The organism is Brevibacillus sp. SIMBA_040 (genome assembly GCF_046535075.1).
GTDB lineage: Bacteria > Bacillota > Bacilli > Brevibacillales > Brevibacillaceae > Brevibacillus.
In genome coordinates this window covers 49,501-68,416 of record NZ_JAWRXI010000014.1, presented here as the reverse complement: position 1 = coordinate 68,416, position 18,916 = coordinate 49,501, and the positions used below count along the sequence as shown (strand labels likewise).

Sequence of the window (18,916 nt, the reverse complement as noted above, 5' to 3'; positions counted from 1 at the left end):
GTGGAACAAAAATGAGAAGATGGAACATTGTCATTACGGGATTTGGGTCAGTAGGCAAGCAAGTGGCTCGATTGTTAGAACACAGACACACTTCTTATAAAGAAAAATATCAGGCTGATGTCAGGCTCGTAGGCATCGCTCGCTCTGCGGGTGGCTGTCTGCAAGCTGATGGTTTGACTGCTAGGCAGTGTGAAGACTTCGGCGCACAGAGAGCTCAGACGAAAGGAACGTTTGATGGAGCTGCTTTTTTGGCTGCAAGTCATGCGGATATTCTGATTGAAGCAGGTCCCACTGACATTCAGACAGGGGGCTCAGGACTGCTTTATATAAGACAGGCTTTAGCACAAGGGATGCATGCCATCACGATCTCAAAAGGGGCACTGGTCGTTGATTATGCGGGTTTGTCGAAGCTGGCTTCGCAAAATAACGTCATGCTCAAGATCAGTGGAGCAACAGCAGCCGCTTTGCCTACGATTGATTTATTGCAGTACAACCTGGCAGGGTGTGAAGTGCGGGCTATCGAGGGAATTTTTACAGGGACGACAAATTATGTATTAACTAGCATGATGGAGAAAGGCTTGTCGCTTGAAGAGGCGATTCGGAGTGCTCAAGAGCTAGGGATCGCTGAGCCTGATCCGTCCTACGACATAGATGGCTGGGATACGGCTTGCAAGGTCACCATATTGGCAAATGCCGCTTTCGGTGCCTCCTTGCAGCTAGCAGATGTTCCAAAAATGAGTGTGCGGGACGTAACACCGGACCAAATGGCGCTTTGGAAGGAGCAAGGAAAGCTCCCTAAGCTGATAGGTAGTATTCGCAAGACAGAAAACGGACTTAGCGCAGCAGTCGTTCTACAGGCGATAAATGTGTCACATCCGTTTGCCAATGTGACGGGTACGACGAAGGCCATTCGTGTCGAAACAGATGTAATGGGTGATTTATTGGTCGTCGGAGGAAAGTCGGACCCGGTTGCTGCTGCAGCCGCCGCTTTGAAGGATCTTGAACATATTATTAGCAGGTAAAGTACTTCTCATGAAACGTTTTTCGTTTCCCATCGTTTTGTTCGGATGCCCGAGGTAGATTCGTTTATACTAAGCAGGCAACAGAGTAAAACCACTCTGAGGAGGCCTGCGGGATGAATAATCATTCTGATTTCAATGCCGAGATGCAGCAAGTATCTGCTTATCCAACCAAGCAAAAAGTTGGTCAGGAAGACGTGGCACTTCTGAATGAACAGGACAGCTGCTGTTGTTCCGGGCAGTCTAGCTGTGACACGCCAAAGAAAGTACAGGCTTCCAAGGCTGAACAAGAATAAGGATGAGCATGAAGAAAGCCGAGCTCTCTACAGAAGAGAAGCTCGGCTTTCGCTTGTTGAGTGATTATCCGATAAATTCTTGTACCCAGTAACCATTTGTATATCCAACACCAATTTTAGTGAAGGCAGGATTCATAATGTTTTGGCGGTGACCTTCACTGTTCATCCATTGAGTCATAACTTCTTCAGGACTGCGTTGACCCATGGCAATATTTTCACCTGCAGTCATAAAGGAGATGCCATACTTTTTCATCATATCAAATGGAGAACCGTATGTCGGGCTATTATGATCGAAATAGTGATTGTTGGACATGTCAGCAGCTTTCGCAAGCGCTACATCCGAGAGAGCCGAGTCCAATTGAACAGGCTTGAGACCTGCTTTTGCACGCTCTTGGTTGACCAAGTCAGCAACTTGCTTTACGAAATTGGAGGCTTGAGCCTGGTTCGTTTCGTTAGCTGGTGTAGCTACTGGTTGTGCAGGAGCTTGCTGTACAGGGGCCTGTTGCACTGGCGCTTGTGGCACTGGAGCTTGTACAGGTGCTTGCTGAGTTGGCTGAACAAAATATTGCTTCGGCGCGAATTGTTGGCAATTTAAGAAGTTGAATGGTTGATTCTGTTTAGAAACGGGCTGTGAATACGTTGGCATAGAAGCTTGATTTGATTTTTGCATTTGCTGCAGGAAAGGGGTTAATTGAGATTGAAAGTTCGATTGAACTGGGCAATTTGTAGATGCAGCAAAAGCTGAGGTGGAGAAGCCTGTTAGGGCCAAGCCCAATCCTAGAGTCATAGCGATGGTAGCTGTACCAAAGCGTTTCATATTCACATCGTCTCCTTTTTTTAGCCTACGAGGTTAGTTGTCGGATTCGGATTGAGGAAACAACCCGTCGCCAGTGGCGATTCACCCCATGCAGATTTCTCCGCAAAAAAAGTCCCCCGCACTTCCATTCGAGTGGAAGTTTCGGCTTATTGGTTTGGCATGACCCAGAATATCAGACTATCCCACCCGAAATAAAGGAGTAATATTTGGTAGTTAGCTACTCTTTCTCGTTATTCTCTTCGTTCCAGGCAGTTAGTCCGCCTAGTAGTGCCGCGGCTTGAAACCCATGCTCACGAAGTAGGGAAGCAGCCTTTTGTGCTTTGTTTCCAGTTGTACAAATCGTTACGATCTGTGCACTTTCCAATTGCTTGGCTGTGTCCTCGTCAAAAGGCTTATCCTGTTCCTTCATAATGAGGTAAGGGACGTTTTTTGTTGGTGCATTTGTACTATATAAACTGCCCATAACGAACTTGTCGTTGTCCCTCACATCTAGTAAAATAAGGTTCGAGTTATTCTCTAACATCTGTTTTAATGTTTTACTATGTATGGTGTTTGTCATGATTAAATCCCTCCTTTCATCTATTGTAGCAAATACGCAAGAGCTTGGCAGAGCTTAAGAGATATTGATTTAATTGGACAGCCATGGTAGAATGATGATGCTACTTGAAAAAATCGAGGCCCATAAATTCATCGAGGTGTATGCTCATGGATAACGTTTTTGAATCCCCGATTCACACTGGCGCGGTCATCGGAGCCGCAAGGATGGAAGAGAGGAAGGGCTTTCGTTGTTTTAGGTTTTCAAAAAGCTATACATTGCAGTTCCGTCATTACGACAATCACATATGATCGAAGTAGATATTATTCACATATCATGAAGGCATATCGCTTCAAGACAAGAGGTATTTCTTCATGATATGTGAGTTTTATTGCTTCGGTAAATATGACTAGCATATTCAAAATTGACTTTTTGGAGGTTTTTTTAAATGCAAACGAACGGAACAGTAAAATGGTTTAACGCAGAAAAAGGTTTCGGTTTCATTCAAGTAGAAGGCGGAGACGATGTATTCGTTCACTTCAGCGCGATCCAAGGCGACGGTTTCAAAACTTTGGATGAAGGTCAACGCGTTCAATTCAACATCGTTCAAGGCAACCGTGGTCCACAAGCTGAGAACGTAGTAAAACTGTAAGTCTCCTTTATTAAAAAAGCTGTCCGTTCGCGGGCCGCTTTTTTAATTTGCTAAGATATTATAAACCAACCCCCTTTGATTTGAACAAAGCGAGGTTGGTTTTTTTGTTTTGGATTAAAAGGGGTTATTGGCATAAGGACCTTTGGTTGCCATCCGGAGCAGGTTGCTCGCCATGTACTTAGGCGAATAGCTCATATCATTCTCCAACCACCAGATGACGACTCCCAAAAAGGCAGAAGCTGTGTAGCGGATGACCATTTCTTTGGGGACGGTCAATTCATTTTCTTTTGCCAGAACAGAAGACATCCCTTCCTGGATAAATCCAGCGAGAACCTCCTGCAATCGCGCGACAAAGTAAGGCATATGCTGCTTGGCGAGCATGACTCTGTAAAAGTCAGCGTGTTTGGCAATCTGTTCGAACAACCCGACAAAGGACGGCGGTGGTTTCTCAAGATCGGCAAAGGAAATCACGGGTGTACTCGTCATCTCCAGATTCGTGATTAATTCAAGAAGAATATCGTCCGTACTCGAAATGAGTAAGTCATGCTTGTCGCGATAATGGAGATAGAACGTAGCGCGGTTAATGGTAGCACGGTCTGTAATATCCTGAACCGTAATACTATCATACCCGCTTTCATCGATAAGTGAAACGAGAGCATCACGCAATAAGTGACGCGTTCGAATGATACGGGGGTCTACTTTTCTTGCTTTTGACAACAAAATGCAGCTCCTTGTTTAACTTTTGTAGGTTGATCGACAAAATCAAATCGGGTGTTGGATAAGCGTCATGACGAGACGTTCTGTTGTTTGTCGAACAAAATTGGCATTGTTATAATTATGTACGACACGGTGTCGTAAAAACAACTAGTTGTTTATTAAAAACCAATTTATTTGTGAGGCATAACTAACAGAAAGGACGGATCGAGGATGAATCGTCTAGCTGGAAAAGTAGTCATCATTACTGGAGCTGCGATGGGACAAGGAGCAGCGGAAGCAAAAATGTTTGCGCAAGAAGGCGCTAGTATTGTTGCAACAGACATGCAAGAAGCACAGCTGCAAGAAGTCGTTGGAGAAATTACGAGTGCAGGTGGCAAAGCGATCGCTGTTAAGCATGATGTTGCCTCCGATGCAGACTGGAAAAACGTAGTGGAAAAAGCGGTAGAGGCTTTTGGTAAAGTGGACGTCCTGGTCAACAATGCAGGAGTTAGCACCGATAAAAAGCTGGATCAATTCGATCTGGAGCATTGGAATAAAGTTTTGAACATTAATTTGACAGGGTGCATCATCGGAATGAAATATGTGGTACCCGAGATGAAAAAAGTCAGTGGTGGCTCCATCATTCATATTTCATCAATTGCTGGACTGGTAGCATTGAATTATACAAACGCCTACACTGCTTCCAAAGGGGCCCTGCGTGCATTGGCCAAAGCCTCGGCAGTGGAACTCGCCCCGGATAACATCCGCGTAAACTCTGTTCATCCGGGTATTATTGTTACCCCGATGATTCAGGATGCATTGGATCAGGGAGCACAACAAATGTTTGAAATGGGGACACCACTGCCACGTTTGGGCAAACCGGAAGATATTGCGTATGGCGTGCTTTTCCTCGCATCAGATGAATCAAGCTTTGTAACCGGTACTGAAATGGTGATTGATGGCGGTTGGACTGCACAGTAATAACAAATCAAGACGTCGGGAAATAAATCCTGGCGTCTTGTTTATTTACGGGAACAGTTATGCTACAATACGTATTCCAATTCATGTAAATTACCTGTACGTTCCTCTTTTACATGGCTACAGGCAGGAGGAGTTACCATGAGTGAATGGCTTGACCAACTGCAAAAAGAAATTGCAGCCCTTAGAAGCTCAACCCGCATTGAAAAGATTCTAAAAGGATTTTCTACTGATGAGAAGTACCGCGTGTATTTGTCTAATGGAGAGAACCGGTTGCTGCGTATTTTTAAGCTTGATCAATGGGAACAGAAAAAAGCCGAGTACGACATTATAAAGACCATTCAAACCCTTGGGATCAAAGCGTCATCGCCAATAGAACTCGGAATGATCCCAGCGCTGGACATAGGCTACATGGTTTTATCCTATTTGGACGGGGAGGATGCTCGTGATGTCCTGCCAAAATTGTCCATAGAAGAGCAGCAACAAATCGGTTACATAGCAGGCTGTGAATTGGCAAGTATGCATCAGCTTTCCGCTCCAACCTCCGTTTCTTCCTGGTATGAGAGGTGCATCCAAAAGCACCGAAATTATGTTCGTGCCTACCAGGAATCCTCCCTCGAAATTACGCACGCTGACAAAATCAATGCTTTCATCGAGGATCACCTTACCTTTTTGAAAAACAGGCCCAATCGTTTTTTGCATGATGATTTTCATGTTGGAAACTTAATTGTTCATGAGCGACAATATGCAGGTGTCATTGATTTTAATCGCTATGACTGGGGAGACCCCATTCACGAGTTTAGTAAGCTTGCTTTTTTCAGCAGGGAAATCAGTGTTCCATTTTGCAATGGACAAATTACGGGATATTTCCACAATGAAGAGCCGCCAGACTTGTTTTGGATTTTATATTCTGTTTACACGGCCATGACAATCTTCTCCTCTGTCGTTTGGACGGGACGTGTGGTGCCTTCGCTGCTTGATGATATGAACCAGCGAGTCAATAAAGTCATTGAGGAGCATCAAGCATTTGAACGCACCATTCCGATCTGGTTCAGCCGGACTGAAACACACACATAAAAAAGGAACTATGAAAAAATCATAGTTCCTTCTCAGGTATAGAACGGATTAGAAACAAGTATCAAGTGTTACAGTTTGGAATTGGCTGTCGAGTACAGTAAGACCGTTCACGATACCTCCGCCAACAGATGTCCGGCCATAAGTGGTGAGAAGAACATTTTCTTCAGAACTTCGATTGCCGTTATTGTTGTTGTTGTTATTATTGTTGCAGCCGACAGTAAGGCGTACTTCATAGTGAAAGGAAGCAGGTACTGCTGCATTAAACGCAATGCGAGTATTACCAGCAAGCGTTTGAGTAACATCGAGCAGCGTGCTGACAGGATTAGTTTGCACTACAGCGTTACCCCAGTTTAATACCTGTACGCGAACCTCTACTTCATCGTTGTTCAAGTTAACCAGGTCAAGATGTGCTGTTAGTACGACGGCGAGGTTATTTTGCAAAATTCCTGTCGTTCTTACTTCTTGTCTTCTGTTTTTTCTTCCTCCATCTGACATTCACGTTCACTCCATTCATGATGTTTTAATTAGTGGGACATAATACTTTATTTCATCTTGTACCTTTTTGTAACGGCGAACGCATGGGGACGAGTAACCATTTCGATTAGGAAGGCGTGGAAATCGTTGATATATGCTAATTTGTTCAAGCAATCAGAATATAGCGCAAGGTTTGAATGGGGATATGAAGGGGTTGAACAGCTTGGACTAGGATCATCAATCATAGTCATCATCGATGTGCTCTCGTTTTCTACATGCGTCGACGTTGTAATTGGCAGAGGGGGCAGTGTATTTCCCTATCGCTTTAAAGATGAGACAGCTCGTCTCTACGCCGAGAAAAAAGGGGCGTTGCTCGCTGGGAGAAGAGGCGAACGCATTTCTTTATCTCCCGCTGCCCTGCAATCGATACCCGTAAATAGCAGGATTGTTCTGCCATCGCCAAATGGCTCCACATGCACGGTGCTGGCAAAAGAAAGCAAAGCAGCGGTTATCGCAGCGTGTTTACGCAATGCTTCAGCCGTAGCCAATTACATACGTGAGCGCAAAGAAACGGTAACGATCATTGCCTGTGGAGAAAGATGGCCAAACGGTGCCCTGCGGCCAGCCATCGAGGATATCATCGCTGCGGGAGCCATCCTGTATGAATTAAACGAACACACACTTTCCCCGGAAGCGCAAATGGCTGTCGCTACGTATACCACTGCAAAAAGAGAGCTCGCATGGTTCTTGGAACAATCAGGATCAGGGCAAGAGCTGATTCGCAGTGGGTATCTTGAGGATGTACAAGTGGCGGGGCAATTAAATAGTAGTCAGCATGTTCCTGTTTTAAATGATGCAGGCGCATATGAGGCATTAAAGCTGGTATAATTCCCAAATATTTGTAACAACAATCTCTGTCCGAACGTCTTACATAGATAACAAGAAAGAATGTGAGGAACAGGCGAATGAGGAAGAAAAATCGTGCCTCCTTTATCATGCTGTCATCTTTAACGATCGGGATTGCCATAGCGAGTTGTTCGCAAGAGAGCCAACCAACTAAAGTCAGTCAAGCACCAGAGAAGCCAGCTGAAACAGTATCGAATGCATCTGAGAATCAGCAAATTCCTTCGCAGATAGAGCTAGCTGCTTGCAGCCCCGAAAGTATGCAGCAGACGACTTCAGTAGATCCAACCGTAAAAAAATGGCGCCAGCTTGGAAATGGACGACCACTCAGTGGCATCGCTTCGATCAGTGTCGATCCTATTTTTGATGGGGCTGGATACGGTTGGAAGCCAGGAACGTCATATGCGATAACAAAAGACGGGGCGGTGTGGAAGTGGGGATATGATGATCGACCAATGGATTTTCCTGTTCAAGTAAAAGGGATAAAGGGTGTCAAGCAAATCACTGCGTCGTTTGCGCTGACGAATGACGGCCAGGTATGGAGGCTTGATCAGGAGGGGACCGCTGAGAAAATAAAGGAGCTTAAAAACGTCGAATCGATTCAGCTTGGCGAGATGTTTGATGTTCTATATGTACTGGGGAAGGATGGGACTCTTTGGAAGCTAGAAAATGATTCTGACAAGCCTGAGCAGCTGACTGGAATCGCAAACATGCAAAAGCTGTATGCCTCTGCTTACTCGTTATATCTCATTGATCAGACTGGAAGGCTCCATTATTTGAGTGGACGCGAGGGACCATTCAAAAGCGAGAACAAGCAAGTGATCCCGCTTCCTGGAAAAGTGAAGCAATTCGCGGTGAGCTATCAGGATCATGCCCTTATTCAAGTCGAATCAGGGGAGGTGTACGCTTTTTTAACCAAAGAGCAGCAGCCAAAGAGAATGCCGTTAGCAGATGGAGCAAAAAGACTGGCAGTAAATGGCGATGGCATGTACCTTATGGTCAAGGCAGATGGATCAGTCTGGGGGTGGGGGGCAAATACGAACTACATGCTTGGAGAAAGTCAGCCAAAGACCGTTGAAAAGCCGGTACCGATCCAAACACTCACCGACATCATCGATGTTCAGGCAGGGACAGATCATGCATTGGCACTGGATAAAAACGGGCAAGTTTATTCATGGGGGAGCAATATGACCGGCCAGCTAGGCAGATTACCTCTATTTTTTGCGAAGTGGACTGAGCTGGGACAATTATCCGACATTCAACAAGCTGTAACTAAAATGGAAAAGCCATATTTCCTGCGTAAAGACGGTACCATCTGGAGCATGCATGAAAACCGTACGATTTTTAAAATAAAGGGTCCCGCACACATACAAAAGCTGGACAGCATGTTTGGTTTTCCGGTAACAATCAATCAAGCTGGCAAAGTACAATTGTGGCAGAAGGATTTCTTATCCTGCCAAACACTTACGCTTCCTTTTTCAGTCAAAGACATGGTTGCAGGTGACGACCATTTGCTGGTACGTACACTTGACGATCGGTACATGGCAATCGCATTCGATCATGAATCTACAGAGCCAGACTCGGTTCAGATTGTTCCTGGCAAGGTGGAAATGGTTCAGATCGACTCTTCCCTCGCCCCTCAAATAATGAATTTGTATGCGAATCTTTATACATTTTTGGCTCTAACCAAAGAGGGCGAAGTGTTATATGCAGATCGCACCAAAGACGTTCCCTACCAATTCAAAAGGGTCCAGGGCATACACAACATTATTGCGTTAGCTCCAGAATTTTTTGTTCGTGCAACTCATGATCCAGCATCGGTATGGGCTCTGGATGATAGGGGGCGTGTCCAAGAGCTGCTGCTTCAACCAGAGTTTGAACAATTAAGAATCACTTCGATTCAAGCTGAGATAGGTACTAGCGTAGAAGAGGGAATTGACAAAATAAGTGGCAGACTTCGATTGACTAAAGACGGTCAAATTTTTGAGCATGACTGGAGTCCGTCAATCAAAGAACGGATATCGGAGCCAGTTCGCTTGGTTTCTTCAACGTATCGATATTGGATCGAGGGACCTGGCTCTCATTATCATTTATTAGTTACCGAGAACGATAAGATCATTGTCATCGGTTATAATCCATTTGGTCAAAGCGAATCGTTTCCTGAAAAAGTGATTACACCATAATGGAAGCGGTGGAAAATCATATTACACCTTCCATATTTCTCTGATGGAATGGAATCATTTGTGAATTCCTGATAAAATGATTGGAAAGCCCTTTCGGGGGCTATTTTTTTAAGGAGGGCTTTTGCATGAAAGACTATACTCTCGTCAAACTTGTTTATGAAAAACAACTGGGAGGTGACATCTACTATGAACCATAGTATTATGAGCGGCACGCGCAAACATTTGATTAGTCAACTTGTTTTCTTTGATGAGCAGTATTCGATCTTTTACGATCAATACGTTCGTGATTACGGTAAGGATAAACAGATTGTAGATAGCTTGGTAAAACGTTACAAGGAGACACTGGAAAAATTACTTTCTGGTGACGACGAAGCTTTATCAAAGTCATTACATGGAATTACGCTCCTGGGTAGCAGTGTAAAGGTTCTATTTGAAGAGGATGGATATGAGGAATCATTTACTGTGGTTTATCCAACAGATATTGATCCTGACAATAATCGAATTTCGTTCTTATCCCCTATTGGTAGACAATTACTGTTGGCTGGGCCTGAAGATTCAATCGTTTTAGAAAGTCCTGTCGGTTCCAGCCATGTACAGATCAGGGAGATAAGGTTTACATATATGGGCGGATTTTCGTAATAACAAAATCGAACAACGTATTTCGGCAAAAGACACTACGAGCTAGTGTCTTTTTTTCAGAACGGACAAAAAAGGATATTAGCTTGAAGGAAAATAATCTCTCAGATCTGGGAATATCCGGTATAATTCAGAGGGACAAACAGTTTTCAATTTTTCCCTTTTGATGAGGAGTGACTACCTACAGATGGCGATCGAACAAGTACAAACATTTCATAGAAAAGAAACGAAGCAAGAGGTTTCAGGCAAATGAAAACAAAAAGAACAGCGCGAATTTCCCTAGTGGTCGTCATGTTGATTTTTTTCAGTGTGTGGCAAACTGGCTTTCTCGCTTTATGGACAGAAGGAATGGCATCTATCGTGAATAACACCCGGGATTATACAGATGCAACAGGTCATACCGTAGATGGACAATACACCATTTCCATCGACCTGGCTAATTTGGAAAGCAATATTGGTAAAGTGCTCTATCAGGATGGTATTCACAACATTTATGTAGCCTGGGTAGATAATACAGGCCAAATGGATTCGGGTGGATATCGTATTGGGTTTCGTTCCACTGGTCCGTATTCTTTAGATGGAGCTTCTCTGCTTTCAGGCGTTCATCACGAGACCGTAAATGAAAATTCTTTTAAAATGAACATGTCTGCAAAGATGACCGCAAAATATCGAGGGAACACCTATATTAGCTCACGATTTGGTATGAGCGGACTCAATTACAAAGACGGAGATGATTTTTCCTTTTATGTGTTTCCGTCAGAAGCTTATGAAAAGGGAGATGTCACCTTGGAGGAAGCAGGGGTTGTCGAGCTGACGGTCACAGACCTGTATCAAAATATTTGGAGTAAAAGGCAATGAAATAAGAAAAATATGGAAGATGCCCGTATGCACAGGTTTGTGTGATACGGGTTTTTCCTTTTTCAACCACTGCAAACTACAAAGCCTTCCTCACGATTTTTGGATAAACTAACAACGACAAATGATCTCATGAAAGGAAAATAAGGCTTTGAGGAAATGGAGCTACGTTCTTCCCGTACTTATGATTCTTCTTCTCAGTTCAAGCCAAACATTCAAACCAACGCAGCCTGAGCCAAAATCTTTTAAGCTTGACCAAGCACAGGGAAATAGAGGTATACCCGAGCGAATTGTTATGGGCTGGAATGCTTTTGGAACGACGGAAACCTATATTGAACAAAATCGTGTGTCACCAAATTTGAATGTAGTATCTCCCCGGTGGTTATCGCTGAATTCAGAGCATCTCGTCACAGGGGAAGTAGATCCAGCCTACGTAGCATGGGCCCATCAGTCGGGCAAACAGGTTTGGGCTTTTTTTGGAAATAAATTTGATGTTGAGCTGACCGATAAGGTACTAAGCCAGCGGAGTAATCATGTGAAAATAGCTGAGAAGCTGGAAAAAATACTCACAGAAAATAAAATAGACGGGATAAACGTCGACTTCGAAAATATCAATATGAAGAATAAAAATGACTTCGTGGCGTTTGTTCGGCAACTAAAACAGTCACTTTCCCCACACGGAATTGTCGTTTCCATCGATATCACGCGAGAAAATCCAGATCCATTCTGGTCAGGTAGCTATGATCGTGCACAGCTTGGCAAGATTGCGGATTATATCATCATGATGGGGTACGATGAGGATTTAGGTGGTGGAGAAAAAATAGGTTCTGTTGCGTCATTGCCATGGGTAGAGGAAGGAATCCAGCTCTTGATCAAAGAGGTGCCACCCTCAAAGGTCATCTTGGCTGTTCCCTTTTATACGAGAGAATGGGTTACGAATTTGAAAACCAAAAAGGAAACGCGGTACGACCGGACCATGATTGAGGTCGATGAAATCATGCAAGACAAACAGTTGCAAAAGAAGTGGGACAAAAACGTCAAACAAAATTACGTTGAGTTCGTCGAAAACGATGAAAAGCATCAAATTTGGCTGGAAGACAAAGATTCCTTGCAGCAAAGAGTAGATCTAGTGAATAAATATGACTTAAAAGGGACAGCAGCCTGGTTCATCGGGCAAGAAACTCCGGAAATATGGCCGATTTTCCATACCAGTCCATAAATCATGATAATGAAAAGAACCGCCCTTTTTGACGAAGATCAGGGGCGGTTTCTTTATAAGGAAAACTATTTTGCGTCGCGTTTTTTGCGCACAAGCGTAGAGATGTTTACTTTCAGCAGGTCAGCGCATTCCTGCATCGTTTTGGTCTGGGCAAGCATACGATGAATGTACTCCTTTTCAAAGCGCTGTACAGCCTCTTTTAGCGGCAATGGGGCATCAAATTGCTCGATGTTTACTGGAAGCGAGGCTTTATTGGAACTTTGGATGGAAGCAGGCAGCTGATCCACCTTTATTTTTCCGTTTTCACACATATGGTAGGTGCGTTCTATCACGTTTTTCAATTCTCGTATGTTTCCCGGCCAATCATAGTGGGTCAATGTTTCCAATGCTTCGGGATCAATCCGTTTTTCCTGTTCGTATTTTTGCTCCATTTTTTTCAGATAGTAGAAGACCAGAGCAGGTATGTCCTCACGCCTCTCTCGCAGTGGCGGAATCGTGATTGACAGAACGTTTAACCGATAATACAAATCCTGGCGGAATCGCTTTTGCTCCACCATCGCTTCGAGATCACTGTTGGTCGCAGCAATAATTCGCATTTGCACACGACGGACATTTTTGCCACCAAGTCTGCGGATTTTTCCATCCTGTAGCACATTCAATAGCTTGACTTGAAGTGGGTAAGGCAGGTCACCGATTTCATCGAGGAAAATCGTCCCTCCGTCAGCGAGCTCAAATAAACCCTCCTTGGCATGGTTTGCCCCTGTAAACGCTCCTTTTTCATACCCGAACAATTCGGATTCAAGCAAATGATCGGGGATTGCCCCACAGTTTATTTTAATAAGCTCACCGCTTAGCCCACTCTGGGTATGGATGTAATTGGCGAGGACATCCTTTCCGACACCCGACTCGCCCAAAAGCAGCAAGGGGGAGTCGTTCTTGGCAAAGCGTTGGGCCAAAGAAACAATCCGGTGCATGATCCCACTACGATAGACGAGCTGTTCATTTGAATCGCTGCCGTTTTGAATTTGTTCTAACGCCTTCTGAAACTCCACGTTAATCTGGCGCGTTTCTTCGAGTTCTCGCTGTAGCTGATTTAATTCCGTAATATCCCTGACATTGCCCACGACATACAGCAGCTCCCGGTTTTCATCCAGTACGGGTGTAGCGGTATTGATCGTTTTGCGTCCATTTCCGTAATCAATCGCGGTGCTGTAAATCTTTTTTGTTTGGATCGCTTTGACTGCAGAGGAATCAGAGACGATTTCCATATCCAGCTGTTGAATGAAGCTGTAATGATCCAAGATATCAGCCGAAACACCGGTCAGCTGCAAATAGGCTTGATTATAAAGAAGTACATATCCGTTTCGGTCACATATGGCTAAACCGTCGTGGGACGTATTGAAGATGGTGGAAATGAGACCGAGTAGTTCGTTCTTATCATTGGTTTGGAAGTACTGGGTTTTATGCAAGCAGGTCCCCTCCTATTTACCCGAAAAAATGCAGTTCACACATATTGGAAAGAAAGCGCGTACATATGAAATGGTCAAAAATAATCATCCATGTGCATATTTGCATATGCAAATATGATAGTTCCTATCTCGGATCCTTTTACATCACTCAGCATTTGGCAAAAAATGAATTGGCATACTTTTTGCTCTATTCATTTTATATGATAACGGCCAAATATCATATGGTTTTCATTCCGTTGAAAGCGAGGGATTGTAATGAGTGATCTGACAAATCTGTATCAAGTGCTGACTCCAGATGGAGAGCTTCTTGAAAATATAGGTGATAAGCTAGACGATGCGATGATTGTAAAAATGTACGAGAGTATGGTGCTGGTGCGTGCATTTGACCGCAAATCCGTACATCTGCAGCGTCAAGGGCGGATGGGGACATATGCTCCCTTTGAAGGACAGGAAGCGGCTCAAATTGGAAGCGCTTTAGCATTGTCCCCTGGAGACTGGATGTTTCCAACCTATCGGGACCACGCGGCGGCGATTGTTCACGGTCAGTCTCTGTCTCGCGTCTTTTTATACTGGATGGGGCATATGGAAGGCAGCATTAGTCCTGAGGGGAAAAACATCATGCCGCCGTGTGTGCCGATTGCTACACAGATGGTTCATGCTGTTGGAACGGCATGGGCAAGCAAGCTGAAGCAGGAGAAGCATGTCAGTCTCGCATTTTTCGGTGACGGAGCCAGCTCCGAGGGTGATTTCCATGAGGCGCTGAATTTCGCGGGTGTGTTTAAAACGCCTACGATCTTTTTGTGCCAAAACAACGGGTTTGCGATCAGCGTACCATTATCACAGCAGTCTGCATCCAAAACGATTGCGCAGCGTGGAGCTGCCTATGACATTCCGGGAATTCGCGTAGACGGCAACGATGTTTTTGCGGTCTGGTTGACGATGAGAGCTGCCATCGAGCGAGGACTTACGGGGCTTGGGCCTACGCTGATTGAAGCGGTCACCCATCGCTATGGAGCACACACGACAGCAGATGATCCAACCAAATACCGTGACCAGCACAACCTGGCTGAAGAGTGGAGAAGCAAGCGCGATCCGATCGATCGACTGCGCAACTATATGGATAAACACGGACTTTGGAATGAAATGAGGGAAGCAGCTTTGAACAAGCAGGTGGCTGAGCAAATCGATAAGGCACTGTTTGAAGCGGAAAGCTATCCAAAATCCAAACCGTCTGATATGTTCCAGCACGTCTACGCTGAACCGACATGGATGATCAAAGAACAGGAGAAAGAGCTTCCGATTTCAAAAGGCGAGAGAGGGGTAACAGCATGAGCAGAAAACTCACGATCATTCAAGCAATAACGGAAGCAATGGATCAAAAGCTGGCAGACGATCAGCGAGTCATGCTGCTTGGTGAGGATATCGGCGTCAATGGTGGCGTATTTCGTGCAACAGAAGGCTTGCTCGAAAAATATGGTCCTGACCGGGTAGTCGATACCCCACTTGCTGAAGCAGGCATCATCGGTTCAGCTATCGGCCTGGGAATGAACGGAATGATTCCCATTGTAGAAATCCAGTTTCTCGCTTTTATTTACCCAGGATTTGAACAAATTGTCTCCCATGCAGCACGGATGAGATATCGTACACGTGGACAATACCATGTTCCGATGGTGATTCGCACGCCCTACGGTGCTGGTATCCGTGGTCCGGAGCTGCACTCAGAGAGTGTAGAAACCTTCTTTGCTCACGTTCCAGGGCTGAAGGTAGTGGCTCCTAGTTCACCTTATGACGCCAAAGGCTTGCTCATTTCTGCTATTGAAGACCCTGACCCCGTCATCTTTTTAGAGCCAACGAAAATTTACCGTGCTTTTAAAGAAGAGGTGCCAGAGGAAATGTACCGTGTACCAATCGGAAAAGCAAAGGTCGCCCGTGAAGGCAGTGATTTATCTATCTTTGCTTGGGGCGCCATGGTTCGGGTTGCGGAGGATGCCGCGAAGCAGATCGAACGCGAGCGCGGCTGGTCATGTGAGGTCGTCGATCTGCGCACGATTTATCCTCTGGATCGCGAGGCGATTGTGAAATCTGTGAAAAAGACAGGTCGTGCGCTCGTTGTTCATGAAGCGCACAAGACAGCAGGCATGGGTTCCGAAATTATCTCGATTATTAACGATGAAGCATTGATCTACATGAAAGCTCCCGTAAAACGGATCGCTGGTTTTGATGTACCCGTACCGCAATTTTCTATCGAGGACGATTATTTGCCGACGAGTGAACGGGTCAAACAAGGGATCGAACAAACCATTCAATTCTAGCAAAAGGAGGAGCTTGTTCTATGGTGGAGTTTAAACTGCCGGATGTCGGAGAAGGCATGCATGAAGGTGAAATATTGCGCGTGCTCGTCAAAACAGGCGAGTTTGTTCAAATGGATCAACCGATTTTAGAAGTTCAGACAGACAAGGTCAATGCGGAGTTGTCTGCGCCTGCATCAGGTGTCGTCACTGAGATTTTCTTTGCCGAAGGAGATACCGTTCATGTAGGAACGACACTTTTGACGATAGATAATGGGACAAAAACAGAGGAAGCTCCACTTCCTAAAACCGAAGAGACAAGAGCAGTTGAAGCAAAAGAGGTGAAAGAGCCCGTTTCTGCCAAATCCGCCGGCCAGGGAGTCAAGCGTGTCCTGGCAACGCCGTTTGTACGGCAAATGGCGCGTGAGATGAAAATCGATATCGAGCAGGTTCAGGGAACAGGTCCGATTGGACGAGTGACAGAAGAAGATTTGCGCCGTTTTGCCCAAGGAACTCATGCGAAACCGACCAAGGAGAAAACCCTGGAACCGGCATTGCAGACTGTATCTTCGCCAGCGAAAGGTTCTTCAGCTTCCAGAGAGAAAATAGAAGAGCGAATTTTGCTCAAAGGCATCCGCAAAAAAATCGCTGAACAAATGGCGAAGTCTGTCTCTACGATTCCACATGTTACGTCCGTTGACGAGTTTGAGATGGATGAGCTGAAAGCGGTTCGGGAGCGATTGAAGCCATTCGCTGAGAAAAAAGGCGTCAAGCTGACGTTCCTGCCCTTTTTCATCAAGGCACTGGTGCTGGCGCTAAAAGAATTCCCAATGCTCAATTCTTCTCTTGATGAAGAGACAAATGAAATTGTACTCAAGCATTATTATCACATCGGTATTGCCACAGATACGCCACAAGGCCTGATCGTGCCTGTTATCAAGGATGTCGACCAAAAATCGATTTTCGAGCTTGCTGCTGAGATCAGCAGCTTGGCACAGCTGGCCCGAGATGGAAAGCTGAAGTTGGAACAAATATCAGGCGGGACCTTTACAATCAGTAACGTGGGTGCGATCGGCGGATTACAGGCGACCCCGATTATTAATCATCCGGAGGCGGCGATTTTGAGCCTTCATAAAATGGAGAAGCGTTGGGTGGTCCGAGAAGATGAAGGGGTAATTCGCTGGATGATGAATACGTCCTTATCCTTTGACCATCGTTTGATCGACGGTGTAACGGCTGTGAAATTTACCAACAGGATCAAGGAACTGATCGAGGAACCGAATCTGTTGTTCGCGGAGATGATATAGATGGTAGTCGGTGAAGTAGCAGTAGAAACAGACGTCGTCGTGATTGGCGGAGGGCCTGGGGGCTATGCGGCAGCGATTCGACTCGGGCAGCTCGGTAAATCGGTCGTTCTGATCGAAAAAGATGAGCTCGGCGGAGTCTGTCTGAATAAAGGCTGCATTCCCTCCAAAGCATTGATCCATGCTGCTGGTGAGTTTCACAAGCTATCGAGTATGGGCAAAATGGGGATTCGCTTGCCACAGGGTGAGTCCTCGTTTCACATGCCCGAGTGGCAACAGTGGAAATCGTCGACCATCTCCCAGCTTCACAAAGGTGTCAGCCATCTTTGTGAGGCAAATGGCGTAACCGTCGTGAAAGGAGCAGCTACCTTCTTATCCGACGATCGGATCGGAGTCGAGACTGGGCACGATTTTGAGACCTTTAAATTTGAAAATGCGATCATAGCCACTGGTTCACGGCCATTTCTCCCTGGTTTTCTTGAAAGGGACGGAACACATATTCTTGACTCTACCGATTTATTGCAGCTCACAAACGTTCCTGAGAAGCTAGCGATCATTGGCGGGGGCTACATCGGTATGGAAATGGGTATGGCATTTTCCAAGCTTGGAGCAAAGGTAACTGTTATTGAAGCTGCTGAGCGGATTCTGCCTCAAATTGGTGCAGCTTTCTCGCAAGAAATTCAAAAACAGGCAAAAAAGGTCGGAATGACGATTAAAACCTCTACGAGAGTGGAATCAGCTACTGTCGTCGATGGACGTGTGGAGCTGCGACTATATTCGGAAAAAGACGGAGAAGAGCTGCTCGTTCAAGACAAGGTCCTCGTCACAATTGGACGCATGCCAAACACAGAGAAGATCGGACTATCCCAAGCAGACGTTCATGTAGATGAGCGAGGCTACATCCCTGTTGATCAGTCATGCCGTACCAATCGCCCTCATATATACGCAATTGGTGACGTGACTCCAGGAATGGCGCTTGCACATCGCGCTGCAAAGCAAGGTGTAGTGGCAGCAGAAGTGATTTCAGGTTTGCCAAGTGCGAACGATTCCGATCTGGTACCATATGTCATTTTTACCGAACCGCAAATAGCAGGAGTCGGGTTGACAAAAGAAGAGGCCGAGCAGCTTGGATATCACGTCAAGTCTGCAGCTTTTCCATATGGAGCAAATGGCAGGGCACTCGCAACCGATCAAGGTGGCGGCTTCGCTGAGGTAGTCGTAGACGCAGAGAGCCATCTCCTATTGGGAATGCACATCGTTGGAGCGGAAGCATCGAATTTGATCGGAGAAGGGGTACTCGCGCTGGAAATGTCCGCTCGGGCGGAGGATTTATCGATGACGATCCACGCTCATCCTACATTGAGTGAAGTGTGGATGGAGGCTGCAGCAAGTGTACTCGGACATGCAATTCATGTGGTTAACAAGAAGTAATTAACAGAAAGCCTAGAGGCAAGACCTCAGTGAATCGGCTCGACTTTGAAAAAAGTGAGCTGAAGGAGCTGGGGTTTTTTATGA

At 45.5% G+C, this 18,916-nt stretch carries 19 protein-coding genes and 1 riboswitch; of the genes, 14 read left to right on the top strand and 5 right to left on the bottom strand.

Annotated features, from left to right (window positions below; translation table 11 throughout):
- Positions 1-11: 11 nt before the first annotated feature.
- Both SB752_RS22190 and SB752_RS22185 read left to right on the top strand, forming a co-directional pair.
- Positions 12-1,022 carry a homoserine dehydrogenase gene (locus tag SB752_RS22190; protein WP_410717718.1) on the top strand — a complete coding sequence of 337 codons (1,011 nt, stop codon included), beginning with the start codon at positions 12-14 and terminating at the stop codon, positions 1,020-1,022.
- A 113-nt stretch (positions 1,023-1,135) separates the two neighbouring features.
- Positions 1,136-1,315: a hypothetical protein gene (locus SB752_RS22185; RefSeq protein ID WP_410717717.1), complete on the top strand. Its 180-nt coding sequence runs from the start codon at positions 1,136-1,138 to the stop codon at positions 1,313-1,315.
- A gap of 64 nt (positions 1,316-1,379) precedes the next feature.
- On the opposite strand, the gene SB752_RS22180 is transcribed toward SB752_RS22185, so the two are convergent.
- Both SB752_RS22180 and SB752_RS22175 read right to left on the bottom strand, forming a co-directional pair.
- On the bottom strand, positions 1,380-2,132 hold the full coding sequence (locus tag SB752_RS22180; RefSeq protein WP_410717716.1) for a CAP domain-containing protein: 753 nt from the start codon (positions 2,130-2,132) through the stop codon (positions 1,380-1,382).
- Between the two features lie 7 nt (positions 2,133-2,139).
- Positions 2,140-2,289, bottom strand: a riboswitch (cyclic di-AMP (ydaO/yuaA leader).
- A gap of 60 nt (positions 2,290-2,349) precedes the next feature.
- On the bottom strand, positions 2,350-2,691 hold the full coding sequence (locus tag SB752_RS22175; RefSeq protein ID WP_410717715.1) for a rhodanese-like domain-containing protein: 342 nt from the start codon (positions 2,689-2,691) through the stop codon (positions 2,350-2,352).
- Positions 2,692-3,115: 424 nt separating this feature from the next.
- Here SB752_RS22175 and SB752_RS22170 point away from each other — a divergent pair, with 424 nt between their 5' ends.
- On the top strand, positions 3,116-3,319 hold the full coding sequence (locus SB752_RS22170; protein ID WP_023556900.1) for a cold-shock protein: 204 nt from the start codon (positions 3,116-3,118) through the stop codon (positions 3,317-3,319).
- Positions 3,320-3,433: 114 nt separating this feature from the next.
- On the opposite strand, the gene SB752_RS22165 is transcribed toward SB752_RS22170, so the two are convergent.
- Positions 3,434-4,036, bottom strand: a complete 603-nt coding sequence (locus SB752_RS22165) for a TetR/AcrR family transcriptional regulator (RefSeq protein WP_410717714.1) — start codon at positions 4,034-4,036, stop codon at positions 3,434-3,436.
- 210 nt (positions 4,037-4,246) lie between these two features.
- On the opposite strand from SB752_RS22165, the gene SB752_RS22160 reads away from it, so the two are divergent.
- Both SB752_RS22160 and SB752_RS22155 read left to right on the top strand, forming a co-directional pair.
- Positions 4,247-4,996 carry a glucose 1-dehydrogenase gene (locus SB752_RS22160; RefSeq protein WP_410717713.1) on the top strand — a complete coding sequence of 250 codons (750 nt, stop codon included), beginning with the start codon at positions 4,247-4,249 and terminating at the stop codon, positions 4,994-4,996.
- Between the two features lie 138 nt (positions 4,997-5,134).
- The gene (locus SB752_RS22155; RefSeq protein ID WP_410717712.1) at positions 5,135-6,070 is read left to right on the top strand and encodes a phosphotransferase family protein; all 936 of its coding nucleotides are present in this window, start codon (positions 5,135-5,137) and stop codon (positions 6,068-6,070) included.
- Positions 6,071-6,118: 48 nt separating this feature from the next.
- Here SB752_RS22155 and SB752_RS22150 read toward each other — a convergent pair whose 3' ends face one another.
- Positions 6,119-6,565, bottom strand: coding sequence for a hypothetical protein (locus tag SB752_RS22150; RefSeq protein ID WP_410717711.1), 447 nt, complete (start codon positions 6,563-6,565; stop codon positions 6,119-6,121).
- Positions 6,566-6,691: 126 nt separating this feature from the next.
- Between SB752_RS22150 and SB752_RS22145 the strand changes: the two genes are divergently transcribed.
- From SB752_RS22145 to SB752_RS22125, 5 genes are all read left to right on the top strand, one after another.
- Positions 6,692-7,432, top strand: a complete 741-nt coding sequence (locus SB752_RS22145) for a 2-phosphosulfolactate phosphatase (RefSeq protein WP_410717710.1) — start codon at positions 6,692-6,694, stop codon at positions 7,430-7,432.
- A gap of 77 nt (positions 7,433-7,509) precedes the next feature.
- On the top strand, positions 7,510-9,630 hold the full coding sequence (locus SB752_RS22140) for an RCC1 domain-containing protein (RefSeq protein WP_410717709.1): 2,121 nt from the start codon (positions 7,510-7,512) through the stop codon (positions 9,628-9,630).
- Positions 9,631-9,816: 186 nt separating this feature from the next.
- Complete coding sequence (locus SB752_RS22135) at positions 9,817-10,269, top strand: GreA/GreB family elongation factor (protein ID WP_410717708.1); 453 nt, start codon at positions 9,817-9,819, stop codon at positions 10,267-10,269.
- 246 nt (positions 10,270-10,515) lie between these two features.
- On the top strand, positions 10,516-11,124 hold the full coding sequence (locus SB752_RS22130; protein WP_410717707.1) for a hypothetical protein: 609 nt from the start codon (positions 10,516-10,518) through the stop codon (positions 11,122-11,124).
- A gap of 292 nt (positions 11,125-11,416) precedes the next feature.
- Entirely contained in the window at positions 11,417-12,340 is a 924-nt protein-coding gene (locus SB752_RS22125) for a glycosyl hydrolase family 18 protein (protein WP_410717706.1), read from the top strand.
- A gap of 65 nt (positions 12,341-12,405) precedes the next feature.
- Here SB752_RS22125 and SB752_RS22120 read toward each other — a convergent pair whose 3' ends face one another.
- Entirely contained in the window at positions 12,406-13,809 is a 1,404-nt protein-coding gene (locus SB752_RS22120; protein WP_410717705.1) for a sigma-54 interaction domain-containing protein, read from the bottom strand.
- Positions 13,810-14,073: 264 nt separating this feature from the next.
- On the opposite strand from SB752_RS22120, the gene pdhA reads away from it, so the two are divergent.
- The 4 genes from pdhA to lpdA are packed head-to-tail and all read left to right on the top strand — an operon-like array spanning position 14,074 to position 18,832.
- Entirely contained in the window at positions 14,074-15,141 is a 1,068-nt protein-coding gene (gene pdhA / locus SB752_RS22115; RefSeq protein ID WP_410717778.1) for a pyruvate dehydrogenase (acetyl-transferring) E1 component subunit alpha, read from the top strand.
- Entirely contained in the window at positions 15,138-16,121 is a 984-nt protein-coding gene (locus tag SB752_RS22110) for an alpha-ketoacid dehydrogenase subunit beta (RefSeq protein WP_410717704.1), read from the top strand. Before pdhA ends, SB752_RS22110 begins: the two co-directional genes overlap by 4 nt.
- 20 nt (positions 16,122-16,141) lie before the next feature.
- Positions 16,142-17,404 (top strand): dihydrolipoamide acetyltransferase family protein, encoded by a 1,263-nt coding sequence (locus tag SB752_RS22105; RefSeq protein WP_410717703.1) that lies wholly within the window; start codon positions 16,142-16,144, stop codon positions 17,402-17,404.
- Positions 17,405-18,832 carry a dihydrolipoyl dehydrogenase gene (lpdA, locus tag SB752_RS22100; RefSeq protein WP_410717702.1) on the top strand — a complete coding sequence of 476 codons (1,428 nt, stop codon included), beginning with the start codon at positions 17,405-17,407 and terminating at the stop codon, positions 18,830-18,832.
- The last annotated feature ends 84 nt before the right edge of the window (positions 18,833-18,916 follow it).